Annotated in this window: 22 protein-coding genes; 11 read left to right on the forward strand and 11 right to left on the reverse strand. The window is 72.6% G+C overall.

All coding sequences use genetic code 11. The features are described 5' to 3' along the window. Positions 1-234 precede the first annotated feature (234 nt). From ACF06X_RS15750 to ACF06X_RS15765, 4 genes are all read right to left on the reverse strand, one after another. Positions 235-1,350 (reverse strand): diguanylate cyclase domain-containing protein, encoded by a 1,116-nt coding sequence (locus ACF06X_RS15750; protein ID WP_392287849.1) that lies wholly within the window; start codon positions 1,348-1,350, stop codon positions 235-237. A 97-nt stretch (positions 1,351-1,447) separates the two neighbouring features. Then, positions 1,448-2,251, reverse strand: a complete 804-nt coding sequence (locus tag ACF06X_RS15755; protein ID WP_392287850.1) for an enoyl-CoA hydratase/isomerase family protein — start codon at positions 2,249-2,251, stop codon at positions 1,448-1,450. A 46-nt stretch (positions 2,252-2,297) separates the two neighbouring features. Further along, positions 2,298-3,437 carry an adenylate/guanylate cyclase domain-containing protein gene (locus ACF06X_RS15760; protein WP_392287851.1) on the reverse strand — a complete coding sequence of 380 codons (1,140 nt, stop codon included), beginning with the start codon at positions 3,435-3,437 and terminating at the stop codon, positions 2,298-2,300. A gap of 192 nt (positions 3,438-3,629) precedes the next feature. Then, a complete protein-coding gene (locus tag ACF06X_RS15765) occupies positions 3,630-4,481 on the reverse strand; it encodes a biotin--[acetyl-CoA-carboxylase] ligase (protein WP_392287852.1) in 852 nt (283 codons plus the stop codon). Between the two features lie 133 nt (positions 4,482-4,614). On the opposite strand from ACF06X_RS15765, the gene ACF06X_RS15770 reads away from it, so the two are divergent. Together ACF06X_RS15770 and ACF06X_RS15775 are read left to right on the forward strand one after the other, a co-directional pair. Then, entirely contained in the window at positions 4,615-6,216 is a 1,602-nt protein-coding gene (locus tag ACF06X_RS15770) for an acyl-CoA carboxylase subunit beta (protein WP_392287853.1), read from the forward strand. Positions 6,217-6,241: 25 nt separating this feature from the next. After that, positions 6,242-6,454: an acyl-CoA carboxylase epsilon subunit gene (locus ACF06X_RS15775; protein WP_391935689.1), complete on the forward strand. Its 213-nt coding sequence runs from the start codon at positions 6,242-6,244 to the stop codon at positions 6,452-6,454. Positions 6,455-6,580: 126 nt separating this feature from the next. Here ACF06X_RS15775 and ACF06X_RS15780 read toward each other — a convergent pair whose 3' ends face one another. Then, positions 6,581-7,975: an MFS transporter gene (locus ACF06X_RS15780; protein ID WP_392287854.1), complete on the reverse strand. Its 1,395-nt coding sequence runs from the start codon at positions 7,973-7,975 to the stop codon at positions 6,581-6,583. 69 nt (positions 7,976-8,044) lie between these two features. Between ACF06X_RS15780 and ACF06X_RS15785 the strand changes: the two genes are divergently transcribed. From ACF06X_RS15785 to ACF06X_RS15795, 3 genes are all read left to right on the forward strand, one after another. Continuing rightward, positions 8,045-8,680 carry a TetR/AcrR family transcriptional regulator gene (locus ACF06X_RS15785; RefSeq protein WP_392287855.1) on the forward strand — a complete coding sequence of 212 codons (636 nt, stop codon included), beginning with the start codon at positions 8,045-8,047 and terminating at the stop codon, positions 8,678-8,680. A gap of 75 nt (positions 8,681-8,755) precedes the next feature. Further along, positions 8,756-8,884 (forward strand): morphogenic membrane protein MmpB, encoded by a 129-nt coding sequence (gene mmpB, locus ACF06X_RS15790; protein ID WP_392287856.1) that lies wholly within the window; start codon positions 8,756-8,758, stop codon positions 8,882-8,884. A 66-nt stretch (positions 8,885-8,950) separates the two neighbouring features. Beyond that, positions 8,951-9,556 (forward strand): nucleoside triphosphate pyrophosphatase, encoded by a 606-nt coding sequence (locus tag ACF06X_RS15795; protein WP_392287857.1) that lies wholly within the window; start codon positions 8,951-8,953, stop codon positions 9,554-9,556. Positions 9,557-9,562: 6 nt separating this feature from the next. On the opposite strand, the gene ACF06X_RS15800 is transcribed toward ACF06X_RS15795, so the two are convergent. Beyond that, positions 9,563-10,030: a hypothetical protein gene (locus ACF06X_RS15800; protein ID WP_392287858.1), complete on the reverse strand. Its 468-nt coding sequence runs from the start codon at positions 10,028-10,030 to the stop codon at positions 9,563-9,565. Between the two features lie 370 nt (positions 10,031-10,400). On the opposite strand from ACF06X_RS15800, the gene ACF06X_RS15805 reads away from it, so the two are divergent. Continuing rightward, positions 10,401-12,158, forward strand: coding sequence for an acetyl/propionyl/methylcrotonyl-CoA carboxylase subunit alpha (locus ACF06X_RS15805; protein WP_392287859.1), 1,758 nt, complete (start codon positions 10,401-10,403; stop codon positions 12,156-12,158). An 85-nt stretch (positions 12,159-12,243) separates the two neighbouring features. Continuing rightward, a complete protein-coding gene (locus ACF06X_RS15810; RefSeq protein ID WP_392287860.1) occupies positions 12,244-12,789 on the forward strand; it encodes a TetR/AcrR family transcriptional regulator in 546 nt (181 codons plus the stop codon). A 12-nt stretch (positions 12,790-12,801) separates the two neighbouring features. Here ACF06X_RS15810 and ACF06X_RS15815 read toward each other — a convergent pair whose 3' ends face one another. Together ACF06X_RS15815 and ACF06X_RS15820 are read right to left on the reverse strand one after the other, a co-directional pair. Beyond that, positions 12,802-13,743: a DeoR/GlpR family DNA-binding transcription regulator gene (locus tag ACF06X_RS15815; RefSeq protein ID WP_392288416.1), complete on the reverse strand. Its 942-nt coding sequence runs from the start codon at positions 13,741-13,743 to the stop codon at positions 12,802-12,804. A gap of 202 nt (positions 13,744-13,945) precedes the next feature. Next, positions 13,946-15,385: an NAD(P)H-quinone dehydrogenase gene (locus tag ACF06X_RS15820; protein ID WP_392288417.1), complete on the reverse strand. Its 1,440-nt coding sequence runs from the start codon at positions 15,383-15,385 to the stop codon at positions 13,946-13,948. A 194-nt stretch (positions 15,386-15,579) separates the two neighbouring features. Here ACF06X_RS15820 and ACF06X_RS15825 point away from each other — a divergent pair, with 194 nt between their 5' ends. The 4 genes from ACF06X_RS15825 (at position 15,580) to ACF06X_RS15840 (ending at position 20,196) form a co-directional block, all read left to right on the forward strand. Beyond that, positions 15,580-16,017 (forward strand): gamma-glutamylcyclotransferase, encoded by a 438-nt coding sequence (locus ACF06X_RS15825; protein ID WP_158989730.1) that lies wholly within the window; start codon positions 15,580-15,582, stop codon positions 16,015-16,017. Positions 16,018-16,186: 169 nt separating this feature from the next. Beyond that, positions 16,187-16,990, forward strand: a complete 804-nt coding sequence (locus ACF06X_RS15830) for a purine-nucleoside phosphorylase (protein WP_392287861.1) — start codon at positions 16,187-16,189, stop codon at positions 16,988-16,990. Positions 16,991-17,117: 127 nt separating this feature from the next. Continuing rightward, positions 17,118-18,767, forward strand: a complete 1,650-nt coding sequence (locus ACF06X_RS15835; RefSeq protein ID WP_392288418.1) for a phospho-sugar mutase — start codon at positions 17,118-17,120, stop codon at positions 18,765-18,767. 202 nt (positions 18,768-18,969) lie between these two features. After that, positions 18,970-20,196, forward strand: coding sequence for a hypothetical protein (locus ACF06X_RS15840; RefSeq protein ID WP_392287862.1), 1,227 nt, complete (start codon positions 18,970-18,972; stop codon positions 20,194-20,196). A gap of 15 nt (positions 20,197-20,211) precedes the next feature. Here ACF06X_RS15840 and ACF06X_RS15845 read toward each other — a convergent pair whose 3' ends face one another. The 3 genes from ACF06X_RS15845 to ACF06X_RS15855 form a co-directional block, all read right to left on the reverse strand. Beyond that, on the reverse strand, positions 20,212-20,844 hold the full coding sequence (locus ACF06X_RS15845; protein ID WP_392287863.1) for a PH domain-containing protein: 633 nt from the start codon (positions 20,842-20,844) through the stop codon (positions 20,212-20,214). 53 nt (positions 20,845-20,897) lie between these two features. Continuing rightward, positions 20,898-21,533 (reverse strand): class F sortase, encoded by a 636-nt coding sequence (locus tag ACF06X_RS15850; RefSeq protein WP_392287864.1) that lies wholly within the window; start codon positions 21,531-21,533, stop codon positions 20,898-20,900. Between the two features lie 115 nt (positions 21,534-21,648). Then, complete coding sequence (locus ACF06X_RS15855) at positions 21,649-22,782, reverse strand: hypothetical protein (protein WP_392287865.1); 1,134 nt, start codon at positions 22,780-22,782, stop codon at positions 21,649-21,651. Between the last annotated feature and the right edge of the window lie 214 nt (positions 22,783-22,996).

The raw sequence follows: 22,996 nt of genomic DNA on the forward strand, positions 1-22,996 counted from the left end.
GTCACTAGGTGGCGGCCGGCTCCGTGACACACCGGCCCGCGACCGGCGGGGCGGCCCGGAAGCCGATGCCCGCCCGGCCCGGAAGCCGATGCCCGCCGCGGTCGCCGAGACGGCCGGGAGCCGATGCCCGCCGGTCGCCAGGGCGGTCGATGACGGCGCGGGCGCCCCGCACGGGCGCCTGCGACGGCGCTACACCGGCGCCGCACCGCGCGCCCTGGACCGGCGCCTCCACGGCTACACCGGTGGCGCGTCGCGGAAGCGGCGGCGGTCGCGGGCGCCCGGGGGCGCGTCGGCGAGCTGGATGACCGTGCCGTCGCGGCCCGCCACGACCGGCTTCGACGACCGGGCCGCCTTCGCCCGGTACTGCGCCGCGTCCGCCAGGCGGAAGAGCCGGCGGGCGGACTTCAGCGGGCCGATGGGGTCGCCCGTCGACGCGACCCCGCACGCCACCCCCTCGCCGAGCTCCAGCTCCCCGGCCCGTACGCACAGCTCGTCCGCGACCGCCACCACCTCGTCCGAGGTGGGCCCCACCGACAGCAGGCAGAACTCGTCGCCGCCCAGGCGCGCCGCCAGGGCCCCCGGCAGCATCGCCCCGCAGCGCGAGAGGACCGAGCCGAACCGTTCGAGCAGGCGGTCGCCGACCGCGTGCCCGTGGGTGTCGTTGACCCGCTTCAGGCCGTTCAGGTCGCAGACCACCAGGCTCACCACGGAGCCGTCCGCCCGGTACCGCTCGACCGCCTCGTCGAGCCGGGTGTCGACCGCGCGCCGGTTGGCGAGCCCGGTCAGAGGGTCGGTGAAGGCCAGCTTCCGTACCTCCTCCAGGCGCTCCGCCTGGGCGATGCCCGCCGCGACGACGGCCGCGAGCACCGCCGCGAAGTCCGCGTCGTCGCGGTCGAAGACCGGCGCTCCGACCGGCCTCGCCACGTACAGCTCCCCCCACGCCCGTCCGTGCAGCACGATCGGCGCGACCACGCAGCAGCCGCGCCCGCGCCGGCGGAGCCCGGTCACGCGGCCGGTCGGGACGGCGTCACCGGCGGTCTCCACCCAGGCGTCCGGCTCGCCGCCGCCCGCCCAGTGCGCGTGCAGGAACTCGGTGATCTCGGGGAACTGGTGCACGGGGTACGTCTCGGCGTCGGGGAACTCCTCCTCCCCCGCCGCCCGCTCCCCGGCGTTCACCAGCACCTTCAGCCGGCCGTGGTCCCGCTCCCAGACCGAGAGTGCGGCGAACGTCCCGCCGAGCCCGTCGCGGGCGCCGAGCGCCGCCGCCCGCCAGAACTCGCGCGGGGTGTGCGCCGCCGCCATCGCCTGCGCCAGCGCAACCACGGCTCGCAGCCGCACATCCTCTCCCATTTCTACAGCTTAGGGAGGTTCAGTCCATTTTCACCGGCGAAGCGTCACAGAAAGTTACATTCTGGACAAATGCCACGATTTCTCATTGCTTTCCCGCTCACTCCCCCGGCCACTGCGGCTTCCGCTTCTCGTTGAAGGCGGCGACACCCTCGGCCCGGTCCCCCGAGAAGGCCACCGACCGCCACGCCGCGTCCTCGACCTCCAGGCCCGCCCGCAGGTCGAGGCCGTGACCGAGCCGCATTGCGCGCTTGGCGGCGCGCAGGCCGACCGGCGAGTTGGCCGCGATCCGCTCGGCGAGCTCCAGCGCTGCCGTACGGGCGTCGTCCTCCAGCAGGTCGACCAGGCCGAGCTCGCGGGCCTCGGTGGCCTCCACCCGCCGCGCCGTGAAGACCAGCTCCGCCGCCCGCGCGGCACCGACGCGGCGCGGAAGCAGCTGCGTGCCGCCGCCGCCGGGGATCACGCCCACCGACACCTCCGGCAGCCCGACCACGGCGGTCGCGTCGGCCACGATCACGTCGCAAGCGAGCGCGAGCTCGAAGCCGCCGCCGAGCGCGAAGCCGTGCACCGCGGCCACGGTCGGCATGGGCAGCTCCAGGACGCCGGTGTACGCGCCGCGGGCGGTGGGCCGCTGACGGACCAGCTCGGCGTCGGTGAACGAGTTGCGCTCCTTGAGGTCGGCGCCGACGCAGAAGGCCCGGTCGTTGGAGGAGGTCAGCACCGTCACCCGTACGGAAGGGTCGGCGGCGAGCGCGTCACAGGCGGCGCCGATGGAGCGGGCCATCTCGGAGGAGACCGCGTTCATCGCCTTGGGCCGGTCGAGAACCAGCTCGGCGACGTGCCCCGCCCCCGCCCTCCGCACCGCGACGAACTCACCAAAACGCTGCTCGGACTGGTCCGACATGACCGCACACCCTCCCGGTTAACGACTGTTCACGTACACCGGGATCCTAGGTGGGGCGGCGGGTCAGCTGCCAGGGTTCGACGACGCCGAGGCCTCGGACCGGGCGCTGCCACATCGGCTGGAGGGCGAAGCGGTACGACGGGGGCTCCTCGCCCTCCTTCTCCGCGCGGGCCGCCTCCTCCGCCGCCTGGGTCTCCGAGACCGGCGCGTCGCCGGTCCTGGTGAGTTCCTCGGCGAGGGCCCCGTCGACCAGGACGGCGTCCTTGGGCGCTATCGAGGTGAGCCGGCTCGCGAGGTTCACCGTCGTGCCGAAGACGTCGCCCATCCGGGTCGTGACCGTGCCGAAGGCGATGCCCACGCGCAGCGCCGGCATCGTCTCGTCGTGGCCGAGCGTCTCGATCAGGCGCAGCGCGATCTCGGCGGCCGTACCGGCGTCGTCGGCGGCGTAGAGGACCTCGTCGCCGAGGGTCTTGATCAGCCGGCCGCCGTGCGCGGCGACGAGGTCGGCGCAGGTGGTCTCGAAGGCCTCGACGAGTTCGCCGAGCTCCTCCTCCTCCAGGCGGCGGGTCAGGCGGGTGAAGCCGACGAGGTCGGCGAAGCCGACGGCGAGCCGCCGGTCGACCATCTCCTCGTCGTCGGCGGCCTGGACGACCCGGCCGGTGGCGGCGGCGAGCTGCCGCCGCCAGACGTAGATCAGGAACTCCTCCAGCTCGGGCAAGAGCAGCTCGACCAGGGGGTACGTGACCTCGGTCCGGGTCATGCCGGGCTCGGGCGGCTCGGTGAGGCCCTCCAGGAACGAGTCGATCTGCCATTCGGCGAGCCGCGCGGTCGTCTGTCCCGTGGACCGGGCGACCTGCACGGCCATCGGCTCGCTGAGCAGCCCGGCCTCGACGAGACCGGCGAGGCGGCGCAGGGCGAGGACGTCGGCCTCGGTGAGGGCCTTGGCCTGCCCGATGTCGGCGAACCCCATGGCGCGCCAGAAGCGGGAGGCGAGTTCCATGGAGACGCCGGCGGTGCGGGCGGCCTGGAAGGGGGTGTAGCGGCGCTCGGCCCCGAGGATGAGCTGTTCGAGCCGGATGGCCAGAGGGTCGTCGGTCGGCTCCGCCGTGTGGTCGACCACATGGTGGGGCGTGGGATAGGTGGGGGTCTCGTCCTCGCCGCCGCCTCGCGCGTCGTCGACGGTCACCGGCCGCCTCCTGCCCGTTCCCTGCCCACTGCCCTGCCGATCTGTCGCCTGGATCGCGCTCCACGATACGACAGGTGTGTGCCAGCTCACGCCGTAACGCCGCCGGACCTCACGCTTCGCCCTGCCGTCCGCCTGTCGCCGGCGCGGTCGTGGGTACGCGTTCCCAGCTCGGGATCGCGTACCCACGAGGCTCTACGACTCCGCGCGCACGTGGACGATGTCGCCGGCCGAGACGGCCTCCGTGCCGCCGCCCTCGGTGGCCACCACGAGCCGTCCGTCGCCGTCCAGGGCCACCGCCTCGCCCTCCAGCATCCGCTCGCCCGGCAGCTGCGCCCGGATCCGCCGGCCCAGCGTGGCGCAGCCCGCGGCGTAGGCGGCCTGGAGCCCCGAGGCCTCGGGGTCGCCGCCCGCCCGCACCCACTCCCCGTACCAGTGCTCCAGGGAGCGCAGGACGGCCCGCAGCAGCGTGTCGCGGTCGGTGGAGACCGCGTTCGCGAGGAGCAGCGAGCCGGCCGCCGGGACCGGCAGCTCCTCCTCCCGCAGGGAGACGTTGATGCCGAGCCCGAGGACGACTCCGTGGTCGCCGGCCCGCTCGGCGAGGATGCCGCCGGTCTTGCGTTCCTCGCCGCCGACCGAGACCAGGAGGTCGTTCGGCCACTTGAGGGAGAGGTCGACCCCGGCGGACTTCGCGAGCCCGGTCGCGGCCGCGACGCCCGCGAGGAGGGGCAGCCATCCCCACCGGTGCACCGGCACGTCGGGGGTGAGGTACACGGAGAAGAAGAGGCCGGAGCGCGCGGGGGCCACCCAGCTGCGGTCGAGCCGGCCACGCCCCGCCGTCTGCTCCTCGGCGACGAGCACGGTGCCCTCGGGCAGCCCGTCGGCACGATCGGCCAGGTCGGAGTTGGTGGATCCGGTGCTGGGGACCACGTCGAGCGAGGTCCACAGACCGTCGGGGCGTACGAGCGCACGGCGCAGCGCGTCGGCGTTGAGCGGGGGCCGGTCCAGGTCGGACCAGGGCCCTCCTGAGCCATGAGAGGACGTCATGCAAGGCAGCCTAGGTGTGGCAAAGACCGCAGTGCCGAACCGTATCGGCGTGGATACCCTACGGATCAGTAGCCCAGCAGTAGCCCATTCGTAGCCAACGAACCCCCGTGACCAGGCAGGGAGCCGCATCCCGATGTCCGAGTCGGTAGAGCCACAAGAGATCGACATTCACACGACCGCGGGCAAGATCGCGGATCTGCAGCGCCGTATTGACGAGGCGACCCATGCCGGCTCCGAGCGTGCCGTGGAGAAGCAGCACGCGAAGGGGAAGCTGACCGCGCGCGAGCGGATCGAGCTGCTGCTCGACGAGGGCTCGTTCGTGGAGCTCGACGAGCTGGCCCGGCACCGCTCGACCAACTTCGGTCTGGAGAAGAACCGGCCGTACGGAGACGGCGTCGTCACCGGCTACGGCACGGTCGACGGGCGTCCCGTCGCCGTCTTCTCGCAGGACTTCACGGTCTTCGGCGGCGCGCTGGGCGAGACCTTCGGCCAGAAGATCATCAAGGTGATGGACTTCGCCCTGAAGACCGGCTGCCCGGTCATCGGGATCAACGACTCCGGCGGCGCCCGCATCCAGGAGGGTGTCAGCGCGCTGGGCATGTACGGCGAGATCTTCCGCCGCAACACCCACGCCTCCGGCGTGATCCCGCAGATCTCGCTGGTCGTCGGCCCCTGTGCGGGCGGCGCCGTCTACTCCCCCGCGATCACCGACTTCACGGTGATGGTCGACCAGACCTCGCACATGTTCATCACAGGACCCGACGTCATCAAGACGGTGACGGGCGAGGACGTCGGCTTCGAGGAGCTGGGCGGCGCGCGGACGCACAACGCCACGTCCGGTGTCGCGCACCACATGGCGGGCGACGAGAAGGACGCGATCGAGTACGTCAAGTCCCTGCTGTCGTACCTGCCGTCGAACAACCTCTCCGAGCCGCCGGCCTTCCCCGAGGTCGCCGAGACCGAGGTGAACGACGAGGACCGTGAGCTGGACGTCCTGATCCCGGACTCCGCGAACCAGCCGTACGACATGCACCAGGTCATCGAACACGTCCTGGACGACGGCGAGTTCCTGGAGACGCAGTCGCTGTTCGCGCCGAACATCGTGACCGGCTTCGGCCGGGTCGAGGGCTTCCCGGTCGGCATCGTCGCCAACCAGCCGATGCAGTTCGCCGGTTGCCTCGACATCAACGCGAGCGAGAAGGCCGCGCGGTTCGTCCGTACCTGCGACGCCTTCAACATCCCGGTCATCACCTTCGTCGACGTGCCGGGCTTCCTGCCGGGCGTGGACCAGGAGTACGGCGGCATCATCCGCCGCGGCGCCAAGCTGATCTACGCGTACGCCGAGGCGACCGTCCCGCTGATCACGGTCATCACCCGCAAGGCGTTCGGCGGCGCGTACGACGTCATGGGCTCCAAGCACCTGGGCGCGGACCTGAACCTGGCCTGGCCGACGGCGCAGATCGCCGTCATGGGCGCGCAGGGCGCGGTGAACATCCTGCACCGCAGGACCATCGAAGCCGCAAAGGACGCAGACGAGGCAGCGGCGGAGCGGGCGCGGCTGATCCAGGAGTACGAGGACACGCTGCTCAACCCGTACACGGCGGCCGAGCGCGGCTACATCGACGGCGTGATCATGCCGTCGGACACCCGGCCGCAGATCGTGAAGGGCCTGCGTCAGCTGCGGACGAAGCGGGAATCCCTGCCTCCGAAGAAGCACGGCAACATCCCCCTCTAGACCTCCAGACCTGCAAGGAGCCGCTGTGATCAAGGTCGTACGAGGAAACCCGACGCCGGAGGAGCTGGCCGCCGCTCTGGCGGTGGTCCAGGCCCGGGCCGCGGCGACGGCGGCTGCGTCCGCCGCGGGCGGCGGCCCGGCGGTCCCCGAGGGCTGGTCGGACCCGTCGCGGATCGCGCGCGGGGTACGCCACCGGCCGGGCCCGCGCTCGTGGGCGCGTTCCTACTGGCCCGTCTGAACCGGCCGTGTGAACCGGCCGTGTGAAGCGGCCGTCTGAACTGGCCCTCCGAACCCCTGTGTACGTGAAGGCCGGACCTCTTGTGCGGGAGGTCCGGCCTTCGTGTGTCCCGGCGTCGTCCGAGGGTCACGTCCGGCGGAGGAAGAGGCCCGCGGCCAGCGCCCCGGCGAACACGATCGCGGCGTTGACGAGGACGGCGAGGCCGATGCCGTCGAGGACCGTGGTGGAGGTGACGACGACGGCGCTCATGATCGGCGTGCCCATGGTGATGCCGATCTGCTGGGTCATCGTGGCGAGGCCGGTCGCCATGCCCTGCTCGGAGTCGGGCAGTCCGGAGGTGGCGGTGACCATGAAGCCGACGATGGCGAGCATGTTGCCGATGCCGCCGGCGAAGGTGGCGGCGAGCAGCAGCCAGAGCCAGCCGCGGTCGTCCCCGAGGCCGAAGAGGGCGAGGGTGGCGACGGCCTGGAGGAGTCCGCCGGCGACGAGGGCGGCCCGGCTGCCGTACCGGCCGATGAACCGGGAGGCGTAGACGCCGCCGAGGATCGTTCCGGCGCCGAGGACGCCGAAGGAGAGTCCGGCGGCGAGCGGTGAGAAGCCGAGGACGTCCTGGAGGTAGAGCGTCATCAGGAAGACCAGCGAGGTCTCGGTGACGAAGGCGACGAGCCCGGCGAGGTTGCCCCAGACGACGGTGCGGCGCCGCAGGATGCGTACGGGGACGAGGGGCGAGGCGGCCCGCTGCTCCACGAAGCGGAAGGCGACGAGGAGGACGGCTCCGGCGGCGAGGGCGGCCAGGGCCACCGGGTCGGTCCAGCCGTGTTCGCCGGCGACGGTGAGGCCGTAGACGAGGGCGAGGAGTCCGCCGGTGACGGTGATCGCGCCGGGGACGTCGAGGCGGGGGCGGATCTCGGGGCGGCTCTCCTTGAGGACGGCGGGCGCGACGAGGAGGACCGCGAGCGCGACCGGCACGTTGATGAAGAAGGCCCAGCGCCAGGAGAGCAGCTCGGTCAGGACGCCGCCGAGGATCGCGCCGGTGGTGAATCCGGCGGACATGAGGGCGCCGTTGAGGCCGAGCGCCTTGGCGCGCAGGGGGCCTTCGGGGAAGGAGGAGGTGAGCAGGGAGAGCCCGGCGGGAGTGACGGCGGCGGTGGCGAGGCCCTGGGCGACCCGGGCGGCCATGAGCACCTCGGGACCGGTGGCGAGACCGCCGACGAGCGAGGAGATCCCGAGGAGCGCCATTCCGGCGAGGAAGAGGCGGCGGCGCCCGACGAGGTCGGCGACGCGCCCGAAGAGGAGGGTGAATCCGGCGGCGGCGAGGGCGAAGGCGGTGGCGATCCACTGCAGATTGCCCAGCGAGAAGCCGAGTCCTTCGCCGATGACGGGCAGCGCGACGTTCAGGATCGAGAAGTCGACGGCCAGCATGAACTGGGCGACGAGAAGGACGAGGAGGACGAGCCGCATGCGACCGTCCATGCGGGCGGGCGAGTCGTCTGTACGGGTGGAGAGCGCGGTGGCGACCATGGACGTACCCCTTAATGGGCTTCCGGTTCCATTAGGATGTCCAGGACCGTAGCAGAGTCGGAGCCATTAATGGAACAGGAGACCCGTTTGAGCGAGAGCCAGCCGGCCGCCGCCGGTACCGTTCGCCCCGGGGGCCGTACCGCGAAGGTGCGCCGGGCCGTCCTCGAAGCGACCGAGGACGCCCTGGCCGCCACCGGCTTCCACGCGCTGAACATGGACCACGTCGCCGCGAGCGCGGGCGTCGGCAAGACGACCGTGTACCGCCGCTGGGGCTCCCCCGTCGGCCTCGTCGCCGACCTGCTGCGGGACATGGCGGACCGGTCCCTGCCGGCCTCCGACACCGGCAGCCTGGCGGGCGACCTGCGCGCCAACGCCGACCTCGTCCTCAGGACCCTCACCGACCCCCGGATGGGCCCCGTCTTCCGCGCGGTGATCGCGGCCGCGGCCTGCGACGAGGAGTGCGCCGAGGCCCTGAACGGCTTCTACCGGGCCCGCCTGGAGGAATGGGCCCCCGTCACGAAGCGGGGCGCGGCCCGCGGGGAGATCCCGCCGGACACCGACGGCCTGGAACTGCTGCGCGCGGTCTCGGCGCCGCTCTACTACCGCTTCATGATCACGCGCGAGCCGCTGGGCCCCGAGCACGCGGAGCAGGCGGTGCGCGCGGCCCTGACGGCCGCCGGTGGCGGGGTGTTCACCCGCCCGTAAGTAGTCCGTTGGCACCGGGGCGGCTGAGTACGCGTACTCAGGCGCCCCGGCCGTCCCGCCCGCAGGATCGGAGGCATGCTCTGGTCCGACCCGAAGAACGAGCCTCCGAAGGAGATGCGCGACATGCAGCGGATGCTGCGCCGCGCGTCCGTCCTGCTGGCGCTGGCGATGGTGGTGGCGATGTTCGTGGTCGGCGTCCACTGACAGCCGCCGTTCCGTCGGAACCGCCGCACGGCGCCGTACCCGCGCCGTACTGGCTACGCTGCCCCTATGACTGCTGATCGCCGCCGTGTCGTGCTCGCCTCCGCCTCACCCGCCCGTCTCGGACTGCTGCGGCAGGCCGGACTCGCCCCCGAGGCGATCGTGAGCGGCGTCGACGAGGACAAGGTGCACGCGCCGACCCCCGCCGAACTCGCGCTCGCCCTCGCCGAGGCGAAGGCCGCCCATGTGGCCGCGCGGCCGGAGGCGTTCGGCGCCCTGGTCATCGGCTGCGACTCGGTCCTGGAGCTGGACAAGCGGGCGCTCGGCAAGCCGGCCGACGCCGAGGAGGCCACGGCCCGCTGGAAGGCGATGCGCGGCCGGGTGGGCATCCTCCAGACGGGTCACTGTGTGTACGACACGGCCGCCAAGCGGTACGAGTCGGCGACGGCCTCCACCGTGGTCCGCTTCGGCGAACCGACGGACGCCGAGATCGCCGCGTACGTGGCGAGCGGCGAACCGCTGCACGTGGCCGGCGCGTTCACCCTCGACGGCCGTTCGGCGCCGTTCATCGACGGCATCGACGGGGACCCGGGCAATGTGATCGGCCTGTCGCTGCCGCTGCTGCGGACCCTGCTCGGCAAGCTCGGGGTCGAGATCACCGACCTGTGGACCTGACCGGATTCAGGCGGGCGCCGGCGCCCCTCCGGGAGCGCCGGCCTCAGGAGCCCCGGGGACCTCGGGCGCCTCGGAGGTCTCGGCGCCCTTGCCGTAGGCCACCAGCGTCAGCACGACCAGGCCGAGCACCACGGTCATGAACGCGAAGGCGCCCCAGCCGATCAGGCCGACCGCCACCGCGCCCAGCACCCCGTGCACGACCGCGCAGCCGATGAGCAGGGCGCGCCCGGCCCGCCCCGGACGCCTGTCGCGGACGCCGGCGAGCAGGGCGACGGTGCCGCAGAGGGCGAGCAGGAGGCCGGAGACGATGCCCAGCACCCAGGTGCCGGTCACCATCGCGTCCGGGTCCAGGCCGTCCAGGGACATCGACTGGACCTCGACGAACCGCGCCATCACGGCGTTGAGCGCGACGATGCCCGGTGCCTCGAGGAAGAGCACCGCTGCCGTCACGAGTGCTATCGGTCTGCGGGCCACCTTGGGCCTCCCCTGTGTACGCCTGCTGCGGCTGTTACCTGGAGTACGGACGTCAGCGCGAAGGCTACTGACTGGTAATCCTTCGGACAAGGGTCCGGACGGAGGCACCGCGCCGCAAAGAATCATTGGGCCATTCGTAGGGACTCCACAAAGAAACCCATTCGGCGACTGGTCCGGGGAACAGAGACCTGCGCCACACCTCGGAGCTACTGTGCCGTAAAGGAACCCTGCGTACCGTGGTACGACAAGGGATTTCACGACCCCGAACGCCTCGTATCACGCTCCGTGTGGGCAAGCTCACCACTGGGGACGGGTCGAGAAGCCGTGTCGGCAGTCCCTAAACTCAGCTTGTTTCAAGGAGGGAGCCATCGTGCGCAAGGTGCTCATCGCCAACCGTGGCGAAATCGCTGTCCGCGTCGCCAGGGCGTGCCGGGATGCCGGGATCGCGAGCGTAGCCGTCTACGCCGATCCGGACCGGGACGCTCTGCACGTCCGCGCGGCCGACGAGGCGTTCGCTCTGGGCGGTGACACCCCGGCGAGCAGCTATCTGGACATGGCCAAGGTCCTTTCAGCGGCGAAGGACTCCGGCGCGGACGCGATCCACCCCGGCTACGGATTCCTTTCGGAGAACGCCGAGTTCGCCCAGGCCGTCCTGGACGCCGGTCTGATCTGGATCGGCCCGCCGCCGCAGGCCATCCGCGACCTCGGTGACAAGGTCGCCGCCCGCCACATCGCCCAGCGGGCCGGTGCCCCGCTGGTGGCGGGCACCCCCGACCCGGTCTCCGGCGCCGAGGAGGTCGTCGCCTTCGCCCGCGAGCACGGCCTGCCGATCGCGATCAAGGCCGCCTTCGGCGGCGGCGGCCGCGGCCTGAAGGTCGCCCGCACCCTGGAAGAAGTGCCCGAGCTGTACGACTCCGCCGTCCGCGAGGCCGTCGCCGCCTTCGGCCGCGGCGAATGCTTCGTCGAGCGCTACCTCGACAAGCCCCGCCACGTCGAGACCCAGTGCCTGGCCGACACCCACGGCAACGTCGTCGTCGTCTCCACCCGCGACTGCTCGCTCCAGCGCCGCCACCAGAAACTCGTCGAAGAAGCCCCCGCCCCCTTCCTCAGCGCCGAGCAGAACGCGGAGCTGTACCGGGCCTCCAAGGCGATCCTGAAGGAAGCCGGCTACGTCGGCGCCGGCACCGTCGAATTCCTCGTCGGCACCGACGGCACCATCTCCTTCCTCGAGGTCAACACCCGCCTCCAGGTCGAACACCCCGTCACCGAAGAAGTCACCGGCATCGACCTCGTGCGGGAGATGTTCCGCATCGCCGACGGCGAGCCCCTCGGCTACGACGACCCGCCCATGCGCGGTCACTCGATCGAGTTCCGCATCAACGGCGAAGACCCCGGCCGCGGCTTCCTGCCCGCCCCCGGCACCGTCACCACCTTCAACCCGCCCACCGGCCCCGGCGTCCGCCTCGACGCCGGCGTCGAATCCGGCAGCGTGATCGGACCGGCCTGGGACTCCCTCCTGGCGAAGCTGATCATCACCGGCGCCACCCGCGAACAGGCCCTGCAGCGCGCCGCCCGCGCCCTGGCCGAGTTCACCGTCGAAGGCATGGCCACCGCCATCCCCTTCCACCAGGCCGTCGTCACCGACCCCGCCTTCACCTCCGACCCGTTCACGATCCACACCCGCTGGATCGAGACCGAGTTCGTCAACGACATCAAGCCGTTCACCCCCACCGGCACCGACACCGACGAAGAGGACGAGACCGGCCGGGAGACCATCGTCGTCGAGGTCGGCGGCAAGCGCCTGGAAGTCTCCCTCCCCTCCAGCCTCGGCATGACCCTGGCCCGCACCGGACTCGCCGCCGGCGCCAAGCCCAAACGCCGCGCCGCGAAGAAGTCCGGCCCCACCGCCTCCGGCGACACCCTCGCCTCCCCCATGCAGGGCACCATCGTCAAGATCGCCGTCGAAGAGGGCCAGCACGTCGAAGAAGGCGAACTCATCGTCGTCCTCGAAGCCATGAAGATGGAACAACCCCTCAACGCCCACCGCTCCGGCACCATCAAGGGCCTCACCGCCGAGATCGGCGCCTCCCTCACCTCCGGCGCCCCCATCTGCGAGATCAAGGACTGATCAACGGTCCGCAGGTACGGTACGAAGGGCCCGCAGGCACACACCGCCTGCGGGCCCTTCGCCGACAGGAACGGGGGTGGGTCCCATGCGCGCCGACGCGCGCCGCAACCATGAGCGGCTGCTGAGCGAGGCACGTGCCGCGTTCGCCGAGCACGGCACCGACGCCTCTCTGGAGGATGTCGCCCGTCGCGCGGGGGTCGGCATCGGGACGCTCTACCGGCACTTCCCGAGCCGGGACGCGTTGATGAGCGCGGTCTTCCAGGAGGCGCTGGCGGCCCTCCTCCAGCGCTCCCGTGACCTCGCGAAGGCCCCCGACCCGTGCCGGGCGCTCGTCGAGTGGCTCCGCGCGCTGATCACCCACGCGAGTGAGTACCGCGGGCTCGCGCACGCGCTCATGTCGGCGTCGCAGGACGAGAGTTCGGCGCTGGCTCGGTGCAGCGTGCCGTTGCGCTCGGCCGGCGAGATCCTGCTGTCCCGGGCCCAGCAGGCGGGGGCGGTCCGTACGGACGTGTCGATCCGGGACCTGATGCAGCTCACCAACGCGATCGCACTGGCCTCCGAACAGTCCCCGGGGGACGAGGACGTGGCCGACCGGCTGCTCTCCCTGACCCTCAAGGGCCTCAGGACGTAAGGCTTCTCCGGATCAGCGGCGCCGCATGTCGGCGACGCGCGCGGTCCGCTCCGGCGGAAGGACCTCGCCGCCCAGGGAGGCCGGGCCGCCCCGGAACTGGCCGGCGCCCGGATGCCTGGCCGCCCGCTGCCCCGGGAGCGGGACGTCACGGCGGGCCCTGCCACCCGGCGGGACCGCGTCACCGCCCCCGCCCGTTCCCGTACCCACGCCCGTCCCGGCCACGGCGATCTGGACACCCTGGTCGGCCAGCGCCTGGAGCTCCGTCGCGGCCCGGTCGTCGTGCGCCGGGGGCTCGTCGGTGACCAGTCGGGTGATCACGTCCGTGGGCACCGTCTGGAACATGGTGTCCGTGCCGAGCTTGGTGTGGTCGGCCAGGACCACGACCTCCGCCGCCGCCTGCACCAGCGCCCGGTCCACGCTCGCCGAGAGCATGTTGGACGTGGAGAGGCCGCGCTCGGCGGTCAGGCCGCTGCCCGACAGGAAGGCGCGGGAGACCCGCAGCCCCTGGAGGGACTGCTCGGCCCCGCTGCCCACCAGCGCGTAGTTCGAGCCGCGCAGCGTGCCGCCGGTCATGACGACCTCGACCCGGTTGGCGTGGGCGAGCGCCTGGGCGACGAGCAGGGAGTTGGTGACCACGGTGAGGCCGGGCACGCGGGCGAGCCGGCGGGCCAGCTCCTGCGTGGTGGTTCCGGCACCGACGACGATGGCCTCGCCCTCTTCGACGAGGCTCGCGGCCACGTCGGCGATGGCGGTCTTCTCCGCGGTCGCGAGATGGGATTTCTGCGGGAATCCGGACTCTCGCGTGAAGCCGCCCGGTAGTACCGCACCGCCGTGTCGGCGGTCGAGGAGTCCTTCTGCCTCCAGTGCCCGCACGTCTCGCCGTACGGTCACTTCTGAGGTCTGGACGACGCGGGCGAGCTCACGGAGCGACACGGCACCGTTGGCGCGCACCATTTCGAGGATCAACTGACGACGTTCTGCAGCGAACACGAAACTGACAGTAACCTGAGCGGCCGATGCTTTTCAGCACTCTGGCCCGAATTGCAGAAGATGCGCACAGACGGGGCCTCCAAGTGGTATGGGAGGCCCCGTCGTTGCTCGCTCTATGCCCCTTGTTGCCGGGGGTTGTCCAGATCTTCCCAGGCGGGAGGGCCGGTCAGCCCTCGCCCGAGGTCTTTCGGGTGTGCAACTGCCGTGCCACTTCGGCGATCGAGCCCGACAGGGAGGGGTACACGGTGAAAGCGTTTGCGATCTGTTCGACCGTCAGATTGTTGTCGACCGCGATCGAGATCGGATGGATCAGCTCGCTCGCCTTCGGGGCGACGACACAGCCGCCGACCACGATCCCGGTGCCCGGGCGGCAGAAGATCTTGACGAAGCCGTCCCGGATGCCCTGCATCTTCGCGCGCGGGTTGCGCAGCAGGGGCAGCTTGACCACCCGGGCGTCGATCTTGCCCGCGTCCACGTCGGCCTGGGTGTAGCCGACGGTGGCGATCTCCGGGTCGGTGAAGACGTTCGAGGAGACCGTCTTCAGGTTCAGCGGGGCGACGGCGTCGCCGAGGAAGTGGTACATCGCGATCCGGCCCTGCATCGCCGCCACCGACGCCAGCGCGAAGACACCGGTGACGTCACCGGCCGCGTAGACGCCCGGGGCGGAGGTACGGGAGACCCGGTCGGTCCAGATGTGGCCCGAGTCCTTCAGCCGGACCCCGGCCTCCTCCAGACCCATGCCGGCCGAGTTCGGGATCGCGCCGACCGCCATCAGGCAGTGGGTGCCGGAGATGACCCGGCCGTCGGAGAGGGTGACCTCGACGCGCTCGCCGACGCGCTTGGCGGACTCGGCGCGGGAGCGGGCCATGACGTTCATGCCGCGGCGGCGGAAGACTTCCTCCAGGACGGCGGCGGCGTCCGGGTCCTCGCCGGGGAGCACGCGGTCGCGGCTGGAGACGAGGGTCACCCGGGAGCCGAGGGCCTGGTAGGCGCCGGCGAACTCGGCGCCGGTGACGCCGGAACCGACCACGATGAGCTCCTCGGGGAGCTCCTTGAGGTCGTAGACCTGGGTCCAGTTCAGGATCCGCTCGCCGTCGGGCTGGGCGTCCGGCAGCTCGCGCGGGTGGCCGCCGGTCGCGATCAGCACGGCGTCGGCGGTCAGCGACTCCTCGGTGCCGTCGGCGGCGGTCACGATCACCTGGCGGGATCCGTCCACGGCCTGCCGGCCGGAGAGCCGGCCGCGGCCGCGCAGGACGCGGGCACCGGCCCGGGTGACGGACGCGGCGATGTCGTGGGACTGGGCGAGCGCCAGGCGCTTCACCCGGCGGTTGACCTTGCCGAGGTCGACGCCGACGACCCGGGCGGCCTGCTCCACGTGCGGGGTGTCGTCGGCCACGATGATGCCGAGCTCTTCGTACGAGGAGTCGAAGGTGGTCATCACCTCGGCCGTGGCGATGAGGGTCTTCGAGGGGACGCAGTCGGTCAGGACGGACGCGCCGCCGAGGCCGTCGGTGTCGACGACGGTCACCTCCGCGCCGAGTTGGGCGCCCACCAGGGCTGCCTCGTATCCGCCGGGTCCGCCGCCGATGATCACGATCCGGGTCACGTGGGTCACGCCTCGCGCTCTCGTTCTGCCGGGGGGTCCCCCGCTGGGCTGCAGTGCGTACGCCATTGTCCCGCACGCTTCAAGTGCGTACCCCATTGTCCCGTACGCCGGGCGCGGGCTCTCGTCGGGGCCTCCGTACGGCCGCGATCACGTACTTCCGCGTGTTCCCCGTCCCCTCCCGTACCCTCGGTCCCATGTCGCTCTACGCCGCGTACGCCGGCAACCTCGACGCGCGGCTCATGACCCGCCGCGCCCCGCACTCACCGCTGCGCGGCACCGGCTGGCTCAACGGCTGGCGGCTGACCTTCGGCGGGGAGCAGATGGGCTGGGAGGGGGCGCTGGCCACGATCGTGGAGGCGCCGCGTTCCCAGGTCTTCGTCGCGCTGTACGACATCGCTCCGGCGGACGAGGACTCGATGGACCGCTGGGAGGGCGTCGGCCTGGACATCTACCGCCGGATGCGGGTGCGGGTGGACACCCTGGAGGGCGAGGAGCCGGTGTGGCTGTACGTCCTGAACGCGTACGAGGGCGGGCTGCCGTCGGCACGCTACCTGGGCGAGATCGCGGACGCGGCCGAATCGGCCGGGGCACCTCACGACTACGTGATGGAGCTCCGCAAGCGTCCTTGCTGAGACGTCCGGGCCGAGTCCGCTACGCCATTCGTCGGAAACGACAAGACAACGATCCCATGTCCGTCAGCATCGTCATCTACGCGCGTAGGCATTCTCGGGCTACGCTTCTGCGCGTAGGAAATCCGTCCGGGGCTCCCCTCGGACCCCCCTCCCCGAGGCGAGAGAGTCAGTGAACGCAACTGCCACCCCGTACGAGGCCGCCGAGGCCGCCGCCGCCCGTCTTCGCGAGCTGAGCGGAGTCGAGACCCACGACGTCGCCCTGGTCATGGGCTCCGGCTGGGCGCCGGCCGTCGACGCGCTCGGCGCCCCCGAGGCCGAGTTCCCGGTCACCGAGCTGCCCGGCTTCCCGGCCCCGGCCGTCGCGGGCCACGGCGGCAAGGTCCGCTCGTACAAGATCGGCGAGAAGCGCGCGCTCGTCTTCCTGGGCCGCACCCACTTCTACGAGGGCCGGGGCGTCGCCTCCGTCGCCCACGGTGTGCGCACCGCCGTCGCCGCCGGCTGCAAGACCGTCGTCCTGACCAACGGCTGCGGCGGCCTGCGCGAGGGCATGCGCCCCGGCCAGCCGGTCCTGATCAGCGACCACATCAACCTGACCGCCGCCTCCCCGATCGTCGGCGCGAACTTCGTGGACCTGACCGACCTGTACTCGCCGCGGCTGCGCGCGCTGTGCAAGGAGGTCGACGAGACCCTCGAAGAGGGCGTCTACGTGCAGTTCCCCGGCCCGCACTACGAGACCCCGGCCGAGATCAACATGGTCCGGGTCATGGGCGGCGACCTGGTGGGCATGTCCACCGTCCTGGAGGCCATCGCGGCCCGTGAGGCCGGCGCCGAGGTGCTCGGCATCTCCCTCGTCACCAACCTGGCGGCGGGCCTCTCGGGCGAGCCGCTGAACCACGAGGAGGTCCTCCAGGCGGGCCGCGACTCGGCCGCCCGCATGGGCGAGCTGCTCACCCGGGTGCTCGACCGGATCTGACGGACGCCTTCGGGCGCCACCGGGGTACGGGTACGGGTACGTGTGGAGCGAGAGCGGCGCGCGTACCCGTACCCGCGTGTCCGTCCGTACCCCGACCTCGTACGACAGCAGCAGAGAGGCACACACCGTGACGCAGGACCTCATCGCCCGGGCCCGGACGTGGCTCGACGAGGACCCCGACAGTGAGACCCGCGAGGAGCTCGCCGCGCTCCTGGAGGCCGGTGACGAGCGCGAGCTCGCGGCCCGGTTCAGCGGCACGCTGCAGTTCGGTACGGCCGGGCTGCGCGGCGAGCTGGGCGCGGGGCCGATGCGGATGAACCGCTCGGTCGTCATCCGCGCGGCCGCGGGACTCGCCGCGTACCTCAAGGCCAAGGGGCAGACCGACGGTCTGGTCGTGATCGGTTACGACGCCCGCTACAAGTCGGCCGACTTCGCGCGCGACACCGCCGCCGTGATGACCGGCGCCGGGCTGCGCGCCGCGCTGCTGCCCCGCCCGCTGCCGACGCCCGTCCTCGCGTTCGCCATAAGGCATCTGGGCGCCGTCGCCGGTGTCGAGGTGACCGCGAGCCACAACCCGCCGCGCGACAACGGCTACAAGGTCTACCTCGGTGACGGCTCGCAGATCGTGCCGCCGGCCGACGCCGAGATCGCCGCCGAGATCGACGCGGTGCGCTCGCTGCACGACGTGACCCGCCCGTCGGGGGGCTGGGAGACCCTCGGCGACGAGGTCGTGGAGGCCTATCTCGCCCGTACGGACGCCGTCCTGACCCCCGGCTCCGCGCGCACCGCGCGGACCGTCTACACGGCCATGCACGGCGTCGGAAAGGACGTCCTGACGGCCGCCTTCGCCCGCGCCGGCTTCCCGGCGCCGGCGCTCGTCGTCGAGCAGGCCGAGCCGGACCCGGCGTTCCCGACGGTCGCCTTCCCGAACCCGGAGGAGCCGGGCGCCATGGACCTCGCCTTCGAGGCGGCCCGGGTCGTGGAGCCGGACCTCGTGATCGCCAACGACCCGGACGCCGACCGCTGCGCGGTGGCCGTGCCGGACGGGACGGTCGTGGGCGGCTGGCGGATGCTGCGCGGTGACGAGGTCGGCGCGCTGCTCGCCGAGCACCTGGTCCACAAGGGGGCGCGGGGCGTCTTCGCCGAGTCGATCGTGTCCTCCTCGCTGCTCGGCCGGATCGCCGAGGCGGCCGGGGTGGGCTACGAGGAGACCCTGACCGGCTTCAAGTGGATCGCCCGCGTGGAGGGGCTGCGGTACGGCTACGAGGAGGCGCTGGGGTACTGCGTCGACCCCGAGGGCGTCCGCGACAAGGACGGCATCACGGCCGCTCTCCTCGTCGCCGAGCTGGCCTCGGAGCTGAAGGAGAAGGACCGTACGCTGACGGACCTCCTCGACGACCTCGCGGTCGCGCACGGGCTGCACGCCACGGACCAGCTGTCGGTGCGGGTCGAGGACCTGAGCGTCATCGCGAACGCGATGAGCGCGCTGCGGGAGCGTCCGCCGGTCTCGCTGGCCGGGCTGACGGTCACCACCGCCGAGGACCTGACCAAGGGCACGGACTCGCTGCCCCCGACGGACGGCCTGCGCTACTACCTGGACGGCGAGCACAAGGCCCGGGTCATCGTGCGCCCGAGCGGCACCGAGCCCAAGCTGAAGTGCTACCTGGAGGTCGTGGTCCCGGTCGGCGACGCGAGCGAGCTGTCGTCGGCCCGGGCGAAGGGCGCCGAGATCCTCGCCGCGATCAAGCGCGACCTGTCGGCGGCCGCCGGCCTCTGAGCGGCCCGCTTCGAGCACGCGCTTCGAGCACGCGCCGCTGAAAAACGCCGAGGGGCCCGTACGGAATCTTCCGTACGGGCCCCTCGGCGCTTGCCCGAACGGGTGAATTCCGTACGGCAACGGATGCAACGCGCGTCCCGCGATCAGGTGGTCCGCGCCAGGGTGACCCGGTATCCCGCCGCTCACCCCTGGAGCCGCCCCCGTGCCCCCGGTCCTGACCGCCCGACCGACCGTGCCCGCCTCGCGGCGGCCTCCGCCCCCGCTCGGCGCGGGGATTCCGAAGCGGGTGCGCGGCACCTTGCGGCACGCGGCCCCCGCCCTCCTCGGCTATCTGGCGGTACGGCTCCTGGCGCTCGCCGTCCTGATCCGCTGGACGCACCTCAAGGGCCACGGCGTCTGGCCGCTGCTCGCCAACGGCTGGGACTCCCGCTGGTACCTGGGCATCGCCGACGGCGGGTACGGGTACGAGCCGGCCCTCGATCCCAGCCCCGACTTCGGCCCCGGCTTCGGCCCCGGGGCGTCCGTCGGCCCCAGGAACCTGGCCTTCTTCCCGCTCTACCCGGCCCTCGTCAAGGCGGTGGCGGCCGTCACCCCCGGCTCACGCGCCTCCGTGGGCCTGATCCTCGCGGTGCTCTGCTCGCTGATCGCCGCCTGGGGGATCTTCGCGGTCGGCGACCGGCTGTACGGCCGCCGGGTGGGAACGGTCCTCGCGGTGCTCTGGGGCTCGCTGCCCGTCGCCGCCGTCCAGTGGATGGGCTACACGGAATCGCTGTTCACCGCGCTCGCCGCCTGGGCGCTGTACGCGGCGATGGACAAGCGCTGGGCGTGGGCGGCCGGACTCGCCGTCGGGGCGGGCCTGACCCGGCCGACCGGGGTCGCGGTCGCGGCGGCGGTCACCGTCGCCGCGCTGCTCGCCGCCCGGCGCGGCAGCCGCCCGGCCCTGGCCGCGGCCCTCGTCGCGCCGCTCGGCTGGCTGGGCTACGTCGGGTGGGTGGGGCTGCGCCTCGGCCGCTGGGACGGTTACTTCGCGGTCCAGAAGGAGTGGAGCAACGAGTGGGACGGCGGCTCGGTCACCCTGCGGAAGCTGCGTGGCCATCTGGTCTACGCCGAGGAACCGAAGCTGTTCCTGGTCATGGTCTCGCTGACGCTGATCGTCGCGGCGGCGCTGTTCGCGCTCTGTCTCGCCGACCGCCAGCCGGTGCTCCTGCTGGTCTTCTCGGGAGTGCTGCTCCTGGTCGTCCTGGGCAGCGGCGGCGTCTACTTCCCGCGCGCCCGCTTCCTGCTGCCGGGCTTCCCGCTGCTGCTGCCCCTGGCGCTCGCGATCTGCCGGGCCCGCCGCCATGTGGCCGCCCTGGTGCTCGCCGGCGCGGCCCTGTCCTCCGCCTGGCTGGGCGGTCACATGCTCCTGATCTGGAACGGCCCGCCGTAAGCCCTGGTCTCTCCCCTACCGCGTGGCGAGCAGGACGACGAGCAGCACGAGCCCGGCCGCCGCCGGGGCGATGATCTCGTAGGCCCAGCGCACGCGCGGCTCGCCCTGGGCGCCCGGCTGGGAGGCCCGGCGCTCGGCGAGGTCGCGGAGGTCGGCGACCGTCCGGTCGGCCGGGGCGAGGCGGGCCTGATCGCTCACGTCCACGTGGACGGAGGTGCGGCCGTGCGGGTCGTCCTGGGCGGCGCGCGTCTGGCGCCGGGCCGCGCGCTTGCGCTGGCGCAGGGAGACGGGGACGGCCCAGAGCTGGTACTTGGTGCCCTCGCGGGTCAGGACCTCGCTGGAGTACGAGGCGCGGACGTCGGCGACCGTCGCCCAGGGCAGGGTGATGTCGCGGAACGGGTTGCGGATCCTGAGCCGGTCGTCGTTCGCGTACACCGCGGGCCGGACCGTGAACGCCACGACGAGCGGCACCACGAGCAGCAGGGCCGCCAGCGCCACCCACGGTGCGCGGCCCTCGCCCCGGACCATCGCGTCGCCGCAGAACCAGACGGCGAGGGCGATCAGCAGGACACCGCCCGCGATCCCGAGGGGCGAACGGAAGACGCGGTCGGCGTAGGCCGGCTCGGCGGGCGGCTGGGGGCTCGTCATACCGCCGATTCTGCCTCAGCGCCCGGCGCCCGGCTCAGGCGGCTCAGGGCGGCTCAGGCGGCTCGGGTGACCAGATCGGCGTAGAGGACGATGTTGTCGGGGCGGTGGCCGTCGACCAGCTCGCCCCCGCAGGTGATCAGCCGCAGCTCCGGCCGCGTGGTGTTCCCGTAGACCTTCCGGGTCGGGAAGCTCTTCTTGTCGACCTGCTCCAGCTCGCGCACCCGGAAGACGGCGTCGGTGCCGTCGGCGCGGGTGACGGTGATCTCGTCGCCGACGCGGACCTTCGAGACGTTCCTGAGGACGGCGGGGCCGCGCGCGGTGTCGAAGTGGCCGATGAGGATCGCGGGGCCGGTCTCGCCGGGCGTGACGCCCTTGTCGTACCAGCCGATGCGGTCGGCCTCCGCCTCGGACGGGACCTCGACCGTGCCGTCCGGGGCGAGGCCGAGTTCCAGGACCGGGCCGCCGGGCCCGGTGTCGACCCCGGCGGCGGGCAGCCGGACGCGGACCGGCTTCGAGCGCGGCAGCGGCCGGACGGCCGCGGCGCTGCCCGTCGGGGCGGGCGCGGCGGTCTCGGACACCTGGGCGGGCGGAAGGGCGGCCGCGGCCCCGGCGTCGTGTCCGGCGCAGCCGGTGAGAGCCGCCAGGGCTACGAGGACGAGGAGGGCGGGGGCGGTACGACGGCGGTGCACGGGGCGGCTCCGGACGGGGTGCGGCCGGCCGCCGCACAGGGGGTGCGGCGGCCGGCCCGGGGTGGGGTGGTGCTCCTGCTCGGGTCAGTGGCAGGGGTGGAACGGTCGGTACGGGTCAGCCGCGGTCGGCGGCGGCGGAACGGCGGCGCAGGACGAGGAAGCCGAGACCGGCCGCGACGACGGCGGCCGCACCCAGACCGGAGGCCATCAGCGCCGAGTCGTTGGCGCTCTCCACGCTCCCCGTCTCCGCTCCGGCGGCGACGCCGCCCCTGGGCACGACGGTGGTCTGCGTCGAGGTGCCGGCGGGCCCGGACGTGGTCGGCGCGGGCGTGGTCGGGGCGGGCGTGGTCGGGGCGGGCGTGGTCGGGGCGGGCGTGGTCGGCGCGGGCGTGGTCGGCGCGGGCGTGGTCGGCGCGGGCGTGGTCGGCGCGGGCGTGGTCGGCGCGGGCGTGGTCGGCGCGGTGCCGGGTGTGGCGGGGTCGCAGCCCTTCGGCAGCGCCGGGAACTCCAGGTCGAAGTTCACCTTCGGGTCAGCGGTGCGCATGTTCAGAGTCGGCACGGCCGCGTCGGCCGGCTGCGTCATCCACACGCCGCCGGCGAGGCCGGTCGGCTTCTTGAGCGTCAGGGTCACCAGGACCTTGCTGTCGCTGCTGAGCCGGGCGACCGCGCCCGACGGGCTGTTGACCAGCCGCAGGCTCACGTCGTCGAAGCCCGAGCCGCTGTTGCGGGTCACCGTGCAGCCCTCACGGATGTCGGAGTAGTCGGTGCCGAGGTTCCGGTTGAGCCAGGAGCCGATCCGGCCGGTGTTGTCGAGCGTCACCCACATCTCGCCGAACTGGGCGCCCTGCTCCGCCGCGCCCTCGGGGCCGCCGGCGGTGACGCTGCCGCGCGGCCTGCCGTCGGCGGTGAGGAGCTCCAGCGTGTACCAGCCCTTGGCCTTGCGCCACAGCTCGCCCGTGGTGCCGTCGGCGAGCTTGTGCTTGCCGAGGCTGTCGCCGACGGGGGTGGCGGGGCCCTGGCCGTTGCTGCCCCGGTCCTGGGCGGTGAGTCCGCCGTCGAGCGGGACGGTGCGGGCCGGGGCGCTCTTGGTGTCCGCGTCCGGCGAGGTGCCGGGGACGGGGACGGTGGCGGTGGCGGTGACGGCGGGCTTCGCCTCGTCGGCGAAGGCCGTGCCGGCGGTGACGGCGGGGGTGATCACGACACCTGCCACGAGCGCGGTGGCGAGGGCGGTGCGGAGGGCGGTGCGCATAACGACTCCTGTGAATCAGAACAGGTGGGTGAGGAAGAGCCGCATGCCGCTGACATCTCGTGCGAGTGGGGCCGTCGAGTTCTGGCTGGCTGCGAGAAGAAATTTAATGATCTTGTATGCGGGAGCCGTCCGTTCCATGTCACCGCTCTGTGACAGCGGTCACCTCTCGCCCTGACGAACCTCGGGGCTGTACAGGTCGCTACGCGCGTAGATA

Origin of the sequence: Streptomyces sp. NPDC015346, assembly GCF_043078785.1 — a bacterium.
Lineage (GTDB): Bacteria > Actinomycetota > Actinomycetes > Streptomycetales > Streptomycetaceae > Streptomyces.